The sequence below is a fragment of the Streptomyces sp. NPDC005963 genome, assembly GCF_040638655.1.
Lineage (GTDB): Bacteria > Actinomycetota > Actinomycetes > Streptomycetales > Streptomycetaceae > Streptomyces.
On the sequence record NZ_JBEXVD010000001.1, the window covers coordinates 286752 to 302833 of the forward strand.

The following is a 16082-nucleotide window of genomic DNA, read 5'->3' on the forward strand; positions in this document are numbered from 1 at the left end:
CGCCCCGCGACGCACCGCACGTCAGGCAGTGGAAAGGACGCCCGGACATGACCGGTCACACCAGCCCGAATCCCGGTGAATCAGTGGGGACGCCGTCCTCGGACGCGATGGACCTCGTGGGCCGACTGAGCCTGGACCAGTTCGGCGAGGACCACTTCGAGGGCGTGTGTCACGACGGCTTGCCCTTGCGCGCCTTCGGCGGCCAGGTCGCGGCCCAGGCGCTGACGGCCGCCGCGCGGACCGTGCCCGACGGCCGGAACGCACACTCTCTGCACGGCTACTTCCTGCGCGCCGGCGACACCCGACGGCCGATCGCCTACGAGGTCGAACGACTGCGCGACGGCGGCTCCTACCTCTCGCGACGGGTCACCGCACGGCAGCAGGGCGAAACGATCTTCGCCCTCTCCGCCTCCTTCAAGCGCGCCGAACCCGGCGGCGACCGGCAGCGGCTGATGCCCACCACTCCCCGTCCCGAAGAACTGCCGGACCTCAGTGGGATCTGGGCCGGGACGGACCCGGAGCACCACGCGAAATCCGCGTTCCACCGGGTCCTCGATCTGCGCTACCTCCCCGTCCCCGGGGAACACACCGAACCGGGCCAGACGGAGCAGAAGTTGTGGGTTCGGGCCGCCGATCCCCTGCCCGACGACCCACATCTCCATGCCTGTGCCCTCGCCTACGCATCGGACCTGTGGCTCGCCCCGACGGTGGCGCTGGCGATCGAGCCGCCTGCCATGCTGCGCGGCGCGTCCTCCTCGGTCTTCCTCACCTCGCTCGACCATGCCATCTGGTACCACCGCCCCTTCCGGGCCGACGAGTGGATGCTCTTCGCCCAGCGCAGCCCCACCCATGCGGATGGCCGGGGACTGGCCATGGCCGATGTGTGGGATCCGGCGGGCCGACTGATAGCCACCGTCGTCCAGGAGACGGTCATCCGGACCAAGCGCCCGACATCGTCCGGCCCCGCCGGGAGTACAGGGCCCGCCTCCGGCGTCGGACCCTCCACAGACGGCCCCTGAACGGTTGCGCCCGTGCAGCGCGATCCGTTCTCACTGGGCGGAGTAGGCACCGTCCACCAGGTGGTAGCTGCCATTCACGAAGGAGGACCGCTCGGAGAGCAGGAACGCCGCCATTTCCGCCACCTCATCCGCCGTGCCGAGACGGCCGGCCGGGTGCAGGCCCACCAGGTGTGCTCGTTCCGCGTCACTCGCGTCGGCCAGGAGGGGGGTCTCGATGAAGCCCGGCACGATGGCATTGATCCGGACCCCACGCGCCGCGTACTCCAGTGCCGCGGTCTTGGTCAGCCCGATGACGCCGTGCTTGGCCGCGGCGTACGCTGCGACGCCCGGAAAGCCGTTCGTGGAGCAACTGGAGCCCATGTTGACAATCGCACCGCCGCCGGCTGCGAGCATCGCGGGCAACTCGTACCGCAACGAGTGAAAGACGCCGTCGAGGTTGGTGTCGATGACGCGTCGCCACTCGTCCAACGGGTAGTGGTGGAGCGGTGCGACCGGTCCTCCGATACCGGCGTTGTTGACCGCCAGATCCAGGGCGCCGAGCTCGTCCACGGTGGTCCGTACGGCGGTCTCGACGGATGCCGGATCGGTCACGTCGAGGCCGACTGCAACGGCGCGCGTGCCGTACGCCTCTCGTAGTTCGTGGGCGACGGACCGCGCGCCCTTCTCGTTGATGTCGGCGACGGCCACGTCCGCACCACCCGCCGCCAGGCGACGGGCCACGGCGAGGCCGATTCCGGAGGCCGAGCCCGTGACGAGGGCGGCCCGTCCGGTGAACTCGGTGGGGTGCGCGGATGTGCGATGCATGGGTCTGGCTCTCCGTCTCAGAGGTCCTGGCCGGCGTGGTCGCCGGTTCTGGGGTCGGCCGCGCCCAGGTCACGGAAGACGGGCCGCGGGCCGCAGTACCGTCCGAACAGTTCCCTGGCCGTTGTGTCCATCGGCCAGGGCCGGCCTGTGTCGCTCGCCACCAGCACCGCCTGGGACTGTGCGACGACGGCGGGCTCGGCGATGCCGTCCTCGTACACGGCGGCTGCCAGCGCCAGGCTGCTGCGGCCGAGCGTTGGGATCCACATGCGGATCGTCAAGGACGTGACCGGGTGCCACACTTCACGTCGGAACTCGACGAGATGGCGACCGATCACCATGCGGGCACGTCCGTCCAGGACGTCGAGGAGGCCGCCTTCGTTCAGTCCGAGTGCCGGCAGGTTCACCCCGAACAGCCGGCTGCGAGCCTCGTCCAGCAGGCGCATGGAGGCCACATTGCTGAGGTGGCCGCTCGGCCCAAGGTCGGAGACCCGGACGTCCAGTTCGACACTGAGGTCGGTGGTCACTGCCGCTCCCTTCTCTCAAGCCATGACGTTGACGTGCGGATCGAGCTTCACGTCCAGCAGGAACGGACCTTCGAGTCCGTCGACGATGTCTTTCAGGGCGTCGAGGTCCGACAGCGTCCGTACGGTCCTGCCGTCCGCGCCCATCGCCACCGCGAGCGGGACCAGTTCGGGCCAGGCGGTCAACGAGTGGTCCGGGTCGACGCCGAAGTGGACCAGTTTGTAGTGCTCGGCGCCGTAGGCGCCGTCGTTGAGGACGACCACCAGCAGCGGCAGTTCCTCCCGGACCGCGGTGGTGAACTCCGCCATGTTCATCATGAAGCCGCCGTCCCCGACGACGGCGACGGTCAGGTCGTCGGATCGGGCGACGGCTGCGCCGATGGCACCGGCCAGTCCCAGGCCGATCGAACCGAACCCGCCCATGGATATGAAGTCCCCGGGGTGGACCACTCGGAGGTAGGGCCATACGCCGACGGCGAAGCGGCCGATATCACTGACCACGACCCGCCGGTCCGGTAGCACCTCATCGAGGCGGATCGTTGCGGTTCTGACGTCGATGGTGTCGACGGCCGAACGGTCCCGGAAGTCATCCGCGAGCCGGTGTTCCCCGAGCGCGGCCTGCACCTTCTCCAGCCAGCCGCGCGCAGCACGGTGGCCGGCCTCCCGCAGTGCGGCAGCCATGGCAGCCGCCACTGCCCGGGCGTCTCCGGGCACGGCCTCGTCGACCGGGGTGTACCAGCCGAAGGCGCCGGGGTCGGCGTCCACCTGAACGATCCTCTTGCCGTTCAGCAGTTCGCCGTGCATGGCAGTGACGGAGTTCAGGCTGGCGCCGAAGGCGATGACGCAGTCGGCATCGGCAATGGCCGCCGTCGCCGCGCTGTGGGAGAGGCTGCCGAAGATGCCGAGGTCGCTCGGGTGGCCGCGGAACCAGTCCTTGGCCAGCACGGTGGTGGCCAGCGGTGCGGCCACCAGATCGGCGAGCGCGACGAGTTCACCATGTGCACCGGCCAAAACCGCACCACGTCCGGCGAGGACGATCGGGCGGCGGGCACCGGCGATCAGACCGAGTGCGGCGTCGAGGCGGTCCTCGGTGGCCATGCCCGCGTGACGCGGCAGGGGCACGGTCAAGGGTGGGCGGGGACCGGCGTCCTTGCCGACCAGGCCGATCGGCAGGTCGAGGAGGACGGGGCGGTCCTCGGCCACGACACGGCGCAGGGCTCGATCGAGATCGCGCAGCACTGTCGCGGGACGGTGGACCTTCTCGTACCCCGCACCCGCCGTGGCGGCCACCGCTGCGAGGTCGAGCCGCTGGAAGTGCGTCGGCTCCGCTGGGGTGTCCCCCGTGAGCAGGAGTACCCGGCTCCGGCTGCGGACGGCCTCGATCAACGGGGTCAGTGTGTTGGAGACCGCCGGTCCATGCGTGACCGATGCGACTCCCACCCTGCCGGTCATGCGGGACCAACCGTCCGCCATTCCCACCGCACCGCCCTCGTGGACGACGGGTACGAAGCGCCCGCCGGCCTCGGTGTACGCGCAGAGGTACCGCATGTTGGCATCGCCCATCAGCCCGAACACGGTGTCCACCCCTCGTTCGAGCAGACCGGCGGCGACTTCCTGATAGACCTTCATCCGGGGATCACTACCGCGTGCACGGCTGCTCCGACCCGACGAAGCCGGCGGCTCCGGCCCCCAGGTAGCGCAGCTCGACGCCCTGCTTCCGGGCGAACTTCTCCAGCAGGTACTGAAGGCTGACGGCGTCGATGACCGAGTGGAACTGGCCGTCCTCGGTGAAGTTGATGTTGGCACCGGTGACCATCACCAGCATCACGGTGTCCTCGGTGTTGTCCGCCGGCACCCGGAGGGTGTGCACCGAGCCGCCGGGCTCGAAGAGGTACGAACCCGCGGTCTGCGGCTGGTCCGGGTACTCACGGTAGATCCACCGGCCCTTGAGGGTGAACACCTCGGCGGTGCCGGTGTGGTAGTGGATGGGCACCTCGGCACCGGGGGCCATGGTGACCACGACCACCCAGCGCCCGGCCTCCAGATCGAGGCGGAGCAGTTGCACGCTGGTGCCGGGGCCTAGGGTGCTCTCGACGAACGGCACTTCGTTGACGTTGAGGGTCAGCAGCTCACCCTGGGGGAGGCCGAGGATCGGCAGCCGGGCCCCGCTGGACGTCATCGCGATGGCGGGTTTCGGTGGTGCAGACACAGGTGTTCTCCCTGGGGCATCGGGGCCGCGCTCCGCACGGCGCGCTTCCCATGCTGCGCGCCACCCGCGCTCCATGACTTGACACCAGACGACAAGCTTTTTGATCCTGGGCGACATGTCACTGATCCGCGGCACCTCGCTCCAGGGTTTTCCGGAGCTCGTGAGCACACTGGGCGCCGATCCTGGGCCGTTGTTGGACGCCGCGGGCGTACCGCGCGATGCGGTGGGCGACCCGGGCACGTTCATCCGCTACCGGGCACTGGTCACCGCCGTGGAGTCGGCCGCACGGACCACGGGGACGGGCGACTTCGGGTTGCGGCTCGCCCTGCGCCAAGGCATTGAGATCCTGGGGCCGGTCGGGGTGGCGGCGTTGACCGCCCCGAGCTCCGCCGAGGCGTTCCGGGCCGTGGGCCAGTACCTCGCGGTCTACAGTCCGGCGATCAAGGGCACGATCAACTCCTGCCCGGGGACGCGCTATGCGCGGTACGAGTTCCGGATCGAGCTCAAGCGGCTGCCGCCCCACCAGCAGGTGACCGAACTGTCACTGGGAACGTCACTGCGGATGTTCCGGCTGATCCTCGGAAGTGGCTTCACACCGGTCTCGGTCCATCTGCCGCACGACGCCCTCGCACCCGCCGCTCAGTACACCGCGTACTTCGGCTGCCCGGTCCGGTTCGCGGAGCCCTTCAGCGGTTTCCGCCTCCGCCGGTCGCAGCTGCGCCGCCCCCTGGTCTCGCACGAGGCCGTGCACGACGTCGTACGGGAGTACTTGAGGTCCATCGCACCACCGACCGGTGCCACGGTCGCCACGACGGCGGACGCCCTCGTTCGTCGGCTGCTGCCCACCGGCGGTCTCGATCTGGAGCTGGTCGCCGGACAGCTCTCCATGCATCCGAGGACACTGCAACGGCAACTGGCGGCGGAGGGCACCACGTTCGAGGCGATGGTGGACGCGCTCAGACGCGAAGAGGCCGAGCGCTACCTCCGTGACACCGACATGCCGCTCAGCCAGCTCTCGGGCCTCCTCGGCTACAGCGAGCAGAGCGTTCTGACCCGCGCCTGCCACCGATGGTTCGCCGCCGCGCCATCGGCCCACCGACGGGAGCTGCGTCGACGAGGGAGGTCCGGGGACGCCGGCACCACGCCCGGAGACTGATCTCGAAGTATGTGAACAGAAATTCTGTTCACCATGAGAATCCCCTGTACAGCGGCTCTTGTGCAGAGGCATCAGCGAGATGCACTATGGGGCGCTCAGGCTGAATCAAGACCCTTTCGCGTCCTCGACTGACAGTTGTGAGCCCATGAGCTCCCGGACGGTCCTTCCGGACGGCCTGCTCGCCGGACCGCGGCCGACGCACCCCGTCGGCCGCCGATCGACGCGCGCCGCTCCCCACGGAGCTCACCCGTGCCCGTACATCCCGAAGGTGATCCATGCACAAGCCCGCAAGGTCCCACACCACCGGCGCGCCCCAACCGGCCACCGAAGCCACCGAGACAGCACAGCGCGAGATCGCCGCCCGGCTCCCCTTCTCCGACCGTCGTGACGTCGACGACGCGGCCTTCGGGTTCATCGGCACACTGCAACCGCCGGTCATCCGGCGCGCGGACGGCCGCGCGATGATCGACCTGTCGGCCTATGAGTTCCTCCAGCCCGACGAGGCACCGGCCACGGTCAACCCCAGCCTGTGGCGCCATGCGAAACTTGCCGCCCACCACGGCCTGTACCGCGTGATCGACCGCGTCTACCAGGTCCGGGGCTTCGACCAGGCCAACATGACGGTCGTCGAGGGCGACACCGGGCTGATCGTCATCGATCCGCTGATCTACGCCGAGACCGCCAGGGCCGCCCTCGATCTGTACTTCGAACACCGACCGCACCGGCCGGTCGTCGCGGTCATCTACACCCACAGCCACGGCGACCACTTCGGCGGCGTCAAGGGCGTGATCGACGAAGCGGACGTCAAGGCGGGGCGGGTGGCGGTGATCGCCCCGGACGGCTTCCTCAAGGAGGCGGTGTCCGAGAACATCTACGCCGGCAATGCCATGGCCCGCCGCGCCGTGTACATGTACGGCCCGGTGCTGGGCCGTGGTCCTCGGGGCCAGGTCAGCGCCGGGCTGACGGCGACGCCCGCACACGGCGGCACCTTCACGCTGATCCCGCCGACCGACACCGTCCACACCACCGGCGAGCGGCGCACCGTCGATGGTGTCGAGATGGTCTTCCAGATGGCCAACGGCACCGAGGCACCGTCTGAGTTCATGATCCACTTTCCGGGTCTGCGCATGTTCTGCTCCGCCGAGGACGCGGTGCACACGATGCACAACATCTACACCCTGCGCGGTGCTGAGGTCCGTGACGCCGCGAGTTGGTGGAAGAAGCTCGACGAATCGATCGAGCTCTTTGGCGCCGACACCGATGTGATCATCGCGCAGCACCATTGGCCCCGTTGGGGCAACGCCGATGTCATCACCTTCCTGGAGCAGCAGCGCGACCTCTACAAGTATCTGCACGACCAGTCACTGAGGTTGGCCAACCACGGCCAGACCATGGACGAGATAGCCGAGGAGTTGAGGCTCCCGCCCGCCCTGGAGAACGAGTGGCATTGCCGGGGCTTCTACGGGACGGTCAATCACAACGCCAAGGCGGTCTACCAACGCTACCTCGGCTGGTACGACAGCCATCCCGCGCATCTGCACCCGCTGCCCGCACAACAGTCGGCTCCTCGCTATGTCGAGGCGATGGGCGGCTCGGAAGCACTGCTGGCCACGGCGCGTGCAGCGGTCACGGGAGGCGAGTACCGCTGGGCCGCCGAACTCCTCACCCATCTGGTCTTCGCGGAGCCGGACCACGACGAAGCCCGCCACCTACAGGCCGACGTCCTCGAACAGCTCGGCTACCAGTCCGAGAGCGCAGTGTGGCGCAACGAGTACCTCATGGGCGCGCTCGAACTCCGCCAGGGCGTACGCGATCTGGGCGCAGTCAACCTGGCGACTCCCGACATGCTCGGCGCCATGACCCTGGACATGCTGCTCGACTACGCCGGCATCCGCCTGAACGGCCCCCGGGCGTGGGACCGGACCGACCGGTTCAACTGGATCTTCGAAGAGGGCGATGGCACGCAGACCTGTTTCGCGGTCCGGCTCAGCAACGGAACCCTCGTCTACACCGCGGACAAGACCCTCCCGGCGGTCGACGCCACCGTCGTCTGGGATCGCGCGGCCTTTCAAAGACTCCTCTTCGGCGGCTCGGACCTGGTGTCGGAGATCGCGGCCGGCCGGGTACGCATCGAGGGCGAGGAAGCGAAACTCGCCCACCTCTTCGACCTGCTGGACGACTTTCCGTTCTGGTTTCCCATCGTCACGCCCTGATCCGGGCGAACGAGCCCCACTTCCCCCGATACGTCGTGGGTGCGGGGTCTCTCGTTCCGGTCGCGTGACAACGGACGCCGTGCCGGCCGGCGCACCCTGCGCCCCTGCCGGCACGGCGTACCGATGCGCGTCAGGCGGTGGGTTCGGTGCGCAGGGCGGCCAGTTTGCGGGCGTCCCGCTCGGGGTTGACCGTCAGCAGTGCGACGATCGCGCCGATGACCATGGTGACCGCCACGATGACGAAGCTCGTGGTGTAACCGTCGGCCGGAGTTGCGGCGGCGTCGACGACCCGGCCGAGCACCAGCGGTGTGATGACACCACCCAGGCTGAACACGGCACTCACGATGGCCAGGACGATGCCGCGCTGTCCGGGTGGTGCAACATCGCTGATCGCGGCGAAGACGATGCCCAGACCGGCCGAGTTGAGGCAGGCGCTCAGGATGAGCAGTGCCATGTGTGGAGCACCTGCCTCCAGCGGTGCGAAGGCGAGCATGGCCAGGCCCGACCCCAGGACCAGCGAGGCGCCCAGGACACCGCGGGCGAGCCGGCTGCTCACACCCCGCCGGGTGAGGGCGGCAGACACGAACCCAACGCTGACCAGGGCTATGGCGGAGCCCAGATAGGGCAGGGCCACGAGATTTCCGGCAGCCTGGGACGTGTAGCCGAGACCGTCTTGGAGATACAGCTTCAGCCAGGTCACCTTGACCGCCACAGCTGCGTAGGCGGAGAGGATCAGTGTGGTGAGGCCGATCATCGTGCCCGTGCCGAACACCTTCAGGAGCGGGGCCCTTTCGGGGAGTTCGATCGACGTGGTGGCGGCCCCGTGGGCTTTGACGGGCGATTCGGGCCCCTCCCTGCCGACGAGCAGCCACAGCACGGCGACGACGAAGCCGACCACCGCCAACACGGCGAACGCGGTGTGCCAGTCGTAGGCGGTGACGATCCACGTCAGTGTGGGAGCACCGATCACCGGTCCTATGCTCGTGCCCGCGATCAGGACCGAACTGGGCAGTGCCCGCTTCTCCGGTGGGAACCACGTGTGGGCGATGTGCATGGTCAGTGCGGTCGTCGGCCCTTCGGCGAGACCGAGCAGTATGCGACAGCCGACCAGGGTGGCGAAGCCCACGGGCCAGGCCAGGGGCAGCAGGCTGAACGCCCAGACCACCACCACGCCGAAGAGGAGTCGGGTGGGGCGGATCCGTGCCATGAGCCAGCCGCCGAGGATGCCGCCCACCGCGTAGAGCCAGAAGAAGCTGGACTGGACGACGCCGAACTCCGACTTGGTCAGCCCGAGGTCCGCGATGATGTCGGGCCCGGCGATGTTGGTGACGATCTTGTCCACGTAGTTGATGACGAGGAGGAGGGTGAGGAATCCGGTGATGAGCCATGCCTGGCGCCCTCCGGACACTCGCGCCCCGGCTCTGCCGCCCTTCGACGGGGCGGCCTCCGCCCTGTCGTGATCGATGGTCATGAGACTCCCTGGGTGGTGAAGGCACACTGCCTGGAGCAAGTTATTCGCAGTGAAGCATTCAGATGTTTTCAGCCACAACCCTTCGAACAGCGGATTTATGATTTCGAGAAGCAAAACAATGTGAATCAATTTTTAGTTAGAACGATCGTGGAAGTTCGAATCCGGGCACAGCGCCGCAGCTCAACACAGTTCCCCGGACGGCACACGGGGGCGAACGGCCCCGTCACGGAACCTGAGACGCGTGGTGAGGCCACGCCCGACGTTCCCCGTGTGGCAGGCTTCGGCCGCGACTCCGCGTTGGTGCAGCACTCCGCGAGCGCTGCACCAACGCGCCCACCCGATCGACAGGGCCCGTCGATCGAACGTCGGCGGGGAGCCACCGGCACACGCCCCCACGGGCCGAGGCGCGCGAGGCCCGTCGGATATCCTGACGGGGTGCGGTGAGCGGCCCGGGGCCGCGCGGAAGTCGACGTACCGCCGCGGACAACAGAAGGACGACGGACGTGGCATCGCGCAGACCGCCCAACCGCAAGGCCCTGATCCGCGCCGCGGCTGCCGACCTCTTTCTCCAGCAGGGCTACCACAACGTGTCCGTGACCGATGTGGCCGACGCCCTCGGTATCACCGCGTCCGCGCTCTACCACCACTACCGCAACAAGCAGGACCTGCTGCTGCACACGGTTCTGGACAGCCTCGACACGGTCGACGCCCTGATCAGTGACGCAGACGGGCTGGAGGCGGCACTGAGCTCGCTGGCCTCCTTGGTCACCGGGCCTCGCGGGGTGCTCGCCGTCTGGGAACGCGAGGCCCGCAATCTGGAGGACGAGCAGCGCGCGGCGATCCGGCAGCACGAGATCGACGTCGTCGCGCACCTCGTCCCCCTGCTGCGCGAGGAGCGGCCCGAGCTGGCGGAACCCGAAGCCCAGCTCATCGCCCGGGCCGTGCTCGGCGCTCTGGGCAGCCGTGTCCGGCATCGCATCGCACTGCCGAGGCGCCGCCACGAGCAGTTGATGCTCCACATCGCCACCGCTGCCGCACACGTCCCCGTACGCACGGCAGTTGAGCCCCCCTCCCGGCCCCCGGGGGCGGTAGCGGGTTCACTCGGTTCTCCCGGGTTGCGGATACCCCGGCGAGAGCAACTGCTGACCGAGGCGATCCGGCTGTTCGACGAGCGGGGTTTCCAGTCTGTCACCATGGCGGACATCGGCGAGGCGGGGGGCATCGTCGCCTCCGGCGTGTACCGACACTTCCCGCGCAAGACCGATCTGCTGGTGGCCGCCGTGAACCGCGGCGGCGAGCGGATCAGGACGTCCGTGGAGACGGCGCTCGCCAATGCCTCCGACCCCTCGGAAGCATTGGAACTGCTCCTGCGCGCCCACATCTCCGTATCGCTCGAACAGACCCATCTCATGGGCATCCTGTCCAATGAGCGGGACCAGTTGCCCGACAAGGAGCGCACCGCGCTGCGTCGGCTCCAGGCCGACTACCTCGATGTGTGGGTCCAGGCCCTGGGCTCGGTCCTGCCCGATCGCGAACCGGCCGAACTCAAGATCATCATCCATGCGGTCCACGGAATGATCTACTTCACCATCAGGGTCGGCCGCATCGACCCCTGGCCCGATCTCTCCCAACGCCTGATGGACCTCGGCATGGCGGTGCTGACCCGTACGGAATAGGCCGCGCCCGCATATGAGTGGCCGTGACGAGCGCGGCCGGGGAGGACAGGGCGAGGAGCGCTGTCCGCGACCGGGAGGGCATCGGCGTTCGTGCCGGTCTCACCGATGACCAGCCTGTTCCGGATGCCCCTCACCCGCCCGTGCGGCTGAGCCGGATCACCGTGCGGACGGTGTGCGGAGCAGGGTCAGGATGCTGTTGGCGACCTCTTCCTGCGCAACGTCCGGGGCCAGAGCGTTGAAGGCCATGGTGAGGCTGCCCCAGGTGAAGTACAGGGTTTCGGGCGGGAGATCGGTGCGGATCGCACCCTCGTGCTGCCCGCGCTCGATCAGTTCGGTGATCCGCGCCTTGATCAGTGCGGGCGCCTCTCCCCTGTCGGGTACGGCACCGAGCGGGGCGTAGCGGCTGGCCCGCCAGTGGGCGGATTCGCGGATCCAGGCCAGTGTCGCCTGTTGGAGCGCTTCGAGCGGGTCGCCGGTGGCCGTGTCGATCTGCGCCATCCGGCGTTCGATCGCCTCAAGCGACTTCTGGAGGAGTTCCTCGACGAGCGCTTCACGGCTGGGGAAGTAACGGCCGAGGGTCGTGCGGTGGACGTTCGCCCGCTCGGCGATGTCGGCGAGCGGAGTCTTCGGATCGTCGCGAAGCAGTACGCGCGCCGTTTCCAGGAGGGAGTCGACGGTCCGCTGAGCGTCGACACGCAGGGGCCCGTGTCTCATGGCCAGGGAGTTTACGGAGTCACCGAACGGGGCGCACGATCGGGAGAGTTGCACGAAACGAGCACTTGCACGATTCGTGCAAGTCTGCGTAACGTCGTGACCACGCTCCGGGTTCGACGCCCAGAGGAGCCCTCTCCGCATCCTTCACGACAAGGAATCAGCGATGCCCCCGTCCTCCACTCGTGCCCGCACACGCAGTGCCCTGCTGATCGCCGCCTCCACGGCCGGAGCGCTGATGCTCGTGCCGTCGGCGTTCGCCGTACCGCCGACACCACCGCCCGCCCCTGCCGCCACTTCGCTCCAGCCCACGTCGGACGACGTCGCGCGGGTCGCCGCCAAGCACCGGGCACCGAAGGCCGAAGTGCAGCGCACGGCCGGACAACTCGCCCCCATCATCAAGGCGCTGACACCCAAGACCCCACCGACGGTCCGCAAGGGCGGGACGGTGACGGCCAAGGTGGCCAAGGCCCCGGTCGACGAGTGCTTCGGGAGCGTCGGCGGTCCGCGCCCCGCCCCGGGCGCTGACGGGAGTTGTCCGAGCGGCTTCCTCCCCAAGCGCAACCAGGCGTACGCACACGGCGGGGTCCGGGGCGGCGACCACGTCTTCTTCGGCACGTCGGCCAACCTCACCTGCGGCGGTCCGGGCCTCCTCGGCCCGTACAGCCCGGGCCTGAAGACGAAGAACCTGGTGTGCGAGGGCTCCCAGGGCCCGAGTGCACCGCTGTTCGGGGGCAACTGGGGTGACTGGCGCGCGCCGCACGTCTACCGCGTCAACGCCGATACCGAGAAGACCGAGGACATCACCCCCACCCCCGAACAGGCTCCCGGCATGCGGTCGATGATGGGCGTCCGCGGCCAGGCTTACCACGATGACGTCGTCCTGCTAGCCGGGCCGCGGCTGACCCCGGCCGGGGGCGTGTCAGGGCTGAACGTGCTGGCCTACGAGGCGAGCACGGGCAGGTTCATCGGCGAGAAGCTCCTGCCCGAGTACTCCAACATGCGTACGGGCGTCGTGATCCGCGGCGAACTGTACGTGGGCGCGCGGGCCACGGGCGGCACCTTCGGGGCGGGTGGCGTGGTCCTGAAGTGGACCGGCGACAAGGCCGATCCGTTCCGGTTCGAGGTCGTCGCGGGTGGCCTCCCGCACGAGCCCGCGTACATCACCGGCCACGACGGCCGCATCGTCACGGCGAACTGGTCGACGTTCCGCCCGGGCCAGGCCGTCGGCGGCTCACCCGAGATGTTCATCAGCCCCGCGCTGCCGGCGCGGGGCGGCCTCACCCACACCCACGCCACCAAATGGAAGCCGATCTTCCAGCTCAGCCAGTACGAGCCGGACCCGGTCATCGCCCAGGCGGGCATGTTCGGCGCCCTCACCTCGTGGCGGGGCAAGCTCTACTTCAGCACGATGTACTACCCGACGTACAACACCGTCAACGCCTGGGCGTACTACGGCAAGCCGAAGACCGAGATCGGCCGCTTGAACACCTATGTGAACGCAGAGCGGGGCCTCCAACTCTTCGAGATGACCGATCCCGGCAAGGCGAACCAGAAGGTGTCCCTGCTCTACGGCGACCGGACCGTGCCGGTGTACGACACGGCGACCAAGACCTGGGTGCACAAGAAGAACAAGCTCAACCAGACACCGCGGTTCGGGCCCTCCGGGTTCGGCAACCGGTGGAACAACTACTCCTGGCAGATGACCGTGTTCAACGACCAGCTCTACCTGGGCACGGGCGACTTCAGCAACTTCCTCCCCGAGCACGCCGAACTGATGAAGGACCCGGCGCTCTTCGGCGTGTCCGACGTCACCGCCGAGCTGCTCAAGCCGGTGGTGAACTCCGTCAGCGCCGTGTACGGCGGCGCCGACACCTGGCGCATGACCGATCCGAACAGGGCCGCCACGCCCTTCAACCTGGACGGGTACGGCAACCGTCTCGCCCATGGCGTCCGCTTCTGGGTGCCCTTCGAGGACAAGGGCAAGCTGTTCACGGGAAGTGCCACCTTCGCGAACCTGGCCAACCGCAGCCGGGAGAGCGGGGGCTGGGACCTGACCGTGCTGAAGTAGCCGCGGGCACCCGGACGCCCCCGATCGAAGAACCGCGGGTCACCGGCTCGGGAGGGCCTTGACGAGTCGAAGCACCGAATGCAGACTAAGCGATCGCATAGTAACTATGCGATCGCTTAGTTCAATCGTCGGCCCTTTGGGAGGACTGATGCGACGCACGCTGTTCGGCGACGACCACGAAAGCTTCCGCGCTGCCGTGCGGCAGTTCGTCGACCGGGAACTGCGCCCTCGCCAGGAACGCTTCATCCAGCAACGCTCCATCGATCGCTCGGTCTGGTTGAAGGCGGGCGAGCAGGGGTTGCTCGGGCTGCTCGTGCCGGAGGAGTACGGCGGCAGCGGGGCCGGGGACTACCGCTTCAGCGCCGTGTGGAGCGAGGAGCTGGCCCGGCTCTCCGTGGCGTTCGCCTCCTCCTTCACCATCCACTCCGAGGTGGTGGCGCCCTATCTGGTGGAGTTGACCACCCCTGAGCAGCGCGAGCGCTGGTTGCCGCGCTTCTGCTCCGGGACGTTGCTCTCGGCGATCGGCATGACCGAGCCCGCCGCGGGCTCCGACCTCGCGGCACTGCGCACGACGGCGGTCCCGGATGGCTCGGACTGGATCCTCACCGGCTCCAAGACCTTCATCACCAACGGCTTCGGGGCGGATCTGGTGGTGGTCGCCGCCCGTACCGGCCCCGGCCAGCGGGCCAAGGGCATCACCCTGTTCGCCGTGGAAACGGATATGCCCGGTTTTGAACGGGGACGGAAACTGGACAAGGTCGGGCAGCATGAGGCGGACACGGCGGAGCTGTTCTTCAGCGAGGTGCGCGTTCCCGCCGCGAACGTCATCGGCGAGGTGGGGCGCGGCTTCGCCCACATGATGGAGCGCCTCCCCCAGGAGCGGCTCGGTGCTGCGGTGACCAATGTCGCGCACGCGGCACAGATCCTGGCCGAGACGATCGACTACGCCAAGGAGCGTCGGGCCTTCGGCCAGCCGGTGGGCTCCTTCCAGTACAACAAGTTCCGGCTCGCCGAGCTGGTGACGTCCGTCCAGGTCACCCAGGCTTTCGTCGACCAGTGCGTGGCGGCGCACGTGGTGGGTGAGCTCGACGCGGTGGACTCGGCCAAGGCCAAATGGTGGTCGGCCCAGGTGCAGAACGATGTCATCGACGCCTGTGTCCAACTGCACGGCGGCTACGGCTATATGAACGAGTACCGCGTCGCCCGCGCCTGGCAGGACGCGCGGGTGACAAAGATCTGGGCCGGTTCCAACGAGATCATGAAGGAACTCATCGGCCGTGACCTCGGCCTCTGAGGTCCCGGCCTGCGCACGCGGTGAGCCTGCGGCGCGCTCCCGCCGGATCGGTGACTCCCTGCGCCACCGATCGTCCGCCCGCCGTCCTGCGCACCGTTCGTCCGCCCTTCCCCGCCGGACCCCGAACATCCCCGCACACCCTGGAGTCATCTTGTGAGCGTCCTGGATCGTTTTCGACTGGACGGGCGGGTCGCCATCGTCACCGGTGCCTCCTCGGGCCTCGGCGTCGCCATCGCCCAAGCGCTCGCCGAGGCCGGCGCGGACGTGGTGCTCGCCGCCCGCCGCACGGCACAGCTGGCCGCCACCGCCGAACTGGTGGAACGTGCGGGCCGCCGCGCCCTGTGCGTCCGCGCGGACGTCTCCGCCCCCGCGGACTGCCGGGCCGTCGCCGAAGCCGCCGCGGGCATCGGCCGGGTCGGCGTCCTGGTGAACAACGCGGGCGTCGCCGAGGCCGTACCGGCCAGCCGCGAGACCCCCGAACAGTTCCGCGGTGTGCTGGACGTCAACCTCTTCGGCGCCTACTGGATGGCTCAGGCGACCGCCGCCGTGATGCCCCGGGGCGGCTCGATCGTCAATGTGTCCAGCGTGCTGGGCCTCGTCTCCACCGGGTTGCCCCAGGCGGCGTACGCCTCGTCCAAGGCCGGGCTGCTCGGTCTGACGCGCGATCTCGCAGCGCAGTGGAGCGGCCGGAAGGGAATTCGCGTGAACGCCGTCGCTCCCGGCTACTTCGCCTCCGAGATGACCGCCCGACAGGAGGACGGCTATGTCGACGGAATCGTCAGCCGCATCCCGATCCCGCGCGTCGGTGAGGCCGAGGAACTGGCCGCCGCCGTCCTCTTCCTCGCATCCGACGCCTCCGGATACGTCACCGGCTCGACCCTCACCGTCGACGGTGGGCTCACTGTCACCTGACCGGCGGCGCCCGGGACAATGGAGG

The 16082-nt window shown here is 68.7% G+C and carries 13 protein-coding genes; 7 read left to right on the top strand and 6 right to left on the bottom strand.

Translation table 11 applies throughout. The annotated features are described in order from the left end of the window. Nucleotides 1-47: 47 nt before the first annotated feature. A complete protein-coding gene (locus tag ABZ348_RS01165) occupies nucleotides 48-1019 on the top strand; it encodes an acyl-CoA thioesterase domain-containing protein (protein ID WP_358928037.1) in 972 nt (323 codons plus the stop codon). A 30-nt stretch (nucleotides 1020-1049) separates the two neighbouring features. Here ABZ348_RS01165 and ABZ348_RS01170 read toward each other — a convergent pair whose 3' ends face one another. Genes ABZ348_RS01170 through ABZ348_RS01185 form a run of 4 tightly spaced genes read right to left on the bottom strand, consistent with a single transcriptional unit; the run spans nucleotide 1050 to nucleotide 4553 of the window. Then, a complete protein-coding gene (locus tag ABZ348_RS01170; protein WP_358928039.1) occupies nucleotides 1050-1823 on the bottom strand; it encodes an SDR family NAD(P)-dependent oxidoreductase in 774 nt (257 codons plus the stop codon). A gap of 17 nt (nucleotides 1824-1840) precedes the next feature. Continuing rightward, the gene (locus tag ABZ348_RS01175) at nucleotides 1841-2347 is read right to left on the bottom strand and encodes an acyl-CoA thioesterase (protein WP_358928041.1); all 507 of its coding nucleotides are present in this window, start codon (nucleotides 2345-2347) and stop codon (nucleotides 1841-1843) included. 15 nt (nucleotides 2348-2362) lie between these two features. Beyond that, nucleotides 2363-3973: a thiamine pyrophosphate-binding protein gene (locus ABZ348_RS01180; RefSeq protein ID WP_358928043.1), complete on the bottom strand. Its 1611-nt coding sequence runs from the start codon at nucleotides 3971-3973 to the stop codon at nucleotides 2363-2365. A gap of 10 nt (nucleotides 3974-3983) precedes the next feature. Further along, nucleotides 3984-4553, bottom strand: coding sequence for a 2,4'-dihydroxyacetophenone dioxygenase family protein (locus ABZ348_RS01185; RefSeq protein ID WP_358928045.1), 570 nt, complete (start codon nucleotides 4551-4553; stop codon nucleotides 3984-3986). A 115-nt stretch (nucleotides 4554-4668) separates the two neighbouring features. Between ABZ348_RS01185 and ABZ348_RS01190 the strand changes: the two genes are divergently transcribed. Continuing rightward, on the top strand, nucleotides 4669-5709 hold the full coding sequence (locus ABZ348_RS01190; RefSeq protein ID WP_358928047.1) for an AraC family transcriptional regulator: 1041 nt from the start codon (nucleotides 4669-4671) through the stop codon (nucleotides 5707-5709). Nucleotides 5710-5984: 275 nt separating this feature from the next. Further along, nucleotides 5985-7922 carry an alkyl sulfatase dimerization domain-containing protein gene (locus ABZ348_RS01195; protein WP_358928049.1) on the top strand — a complete coding sequence of 646 codons (1938 nt, stop codon included), beginning with the start codon at nucleotides 5985-5987 and terminating at the stop codon, nucleotides 7920-7922. Between the two features lie 130 nt (nucleotides 7923-8052). Here ABZ348_RS01195 and ABZ348_RS01200 read toward each other — a convergent pair whose 3' ends face one another. Further along, nucleotides 8053-9393 (bottom strand): MFS transporter, encoded by a 1341-nt coding sequence (locus ABZ348_RS01200; protein WP_358928051.1) that lies wholly within the window; start codon nucleotides 9391-9393, stop codon nucleotides 8053-8055. Between the two features lie 503 nt (nucleotides 9394-9896). Between ABZ348_RS01200 and ABZ348_RS01205 the strand changes: the two genes are divergently transcribed. Then, complete coding sequence (locus ABZ348_RS01205) at nucleotides 9897-11069, top strand: TetR family transcriptional regulator (RefSeq protein WP_358928053.1); 1173 nt, start codon at nucleotides 9897-9899, stop codon at nucleotides 11067-11069. A gap of 156 nt (nucleotides 11070-11225) precedes the next feature. Here ABZ348_RS01205 and ABZ348_RS01210 read toward each other — a convergent pair whose 3' ends face one another. Then, on the bottom strand, nucleotides 11226-11783 hold the full coding sequence (locus ABZ348_RS01210; protein WP_358928055.1) for a TetR/AcrR family transcriptional regulator: 558 nt from the start codon (nucleotides 11781-11783) through the stop codon (nucleotides 11226-11228). A gap of 163 nt (nucleotides 11784-11946) precedes the next feature. Here ABZ348_RS01210 and ABZ348_RS01215 point away from each other — a divergent pair, with 163 nt between their 5' ends. From ABZ348_RS01215 to ABZ348_RS01225, 3 genes are all read left to right on the top strand, one after another. After that, on the top strand, nucleotides 11947-13851 hold the full coding sequence (locus ABZ348_RS01215) for a hypothetical protein (RefSeq protein WP_358928057.1): 1905 nt from the start codon (nucleotides 11947-11949) through the stop codon (nucleotides 13849-13851). A 148-nt stretch (nucleotides 13852-13999) separates the two neighbouring features. Next, the gene (locus ABZ348_RS01220; protein WP_358928059.1) at nucleotides 14000-15145 is read left to right on the top strand and encodes an acyl-CoA dehydrogenase family protein; all 1146 of its coding nucleotides are present in this window, start codon (nucleotides 14000-14002) and stop codon (nucleotides 15143-15145) included. A 153-nt stretch (nucleotides 15146-15298) separates the two neighbouring features. Then, on the top strand, nucleotides 15299-16057 hold the full coding sequence (locus ABZ348_RS01225) for an SDR family oxidoreductase (protein WP_358928061.1): 759 nt from the start codon (nucleotides 15299-15301) through the stop codon (nucleotides 16055-16057). The last annotated feature ends 25 nt before the right edge of the window (nucleotides 16058-16082 follow it).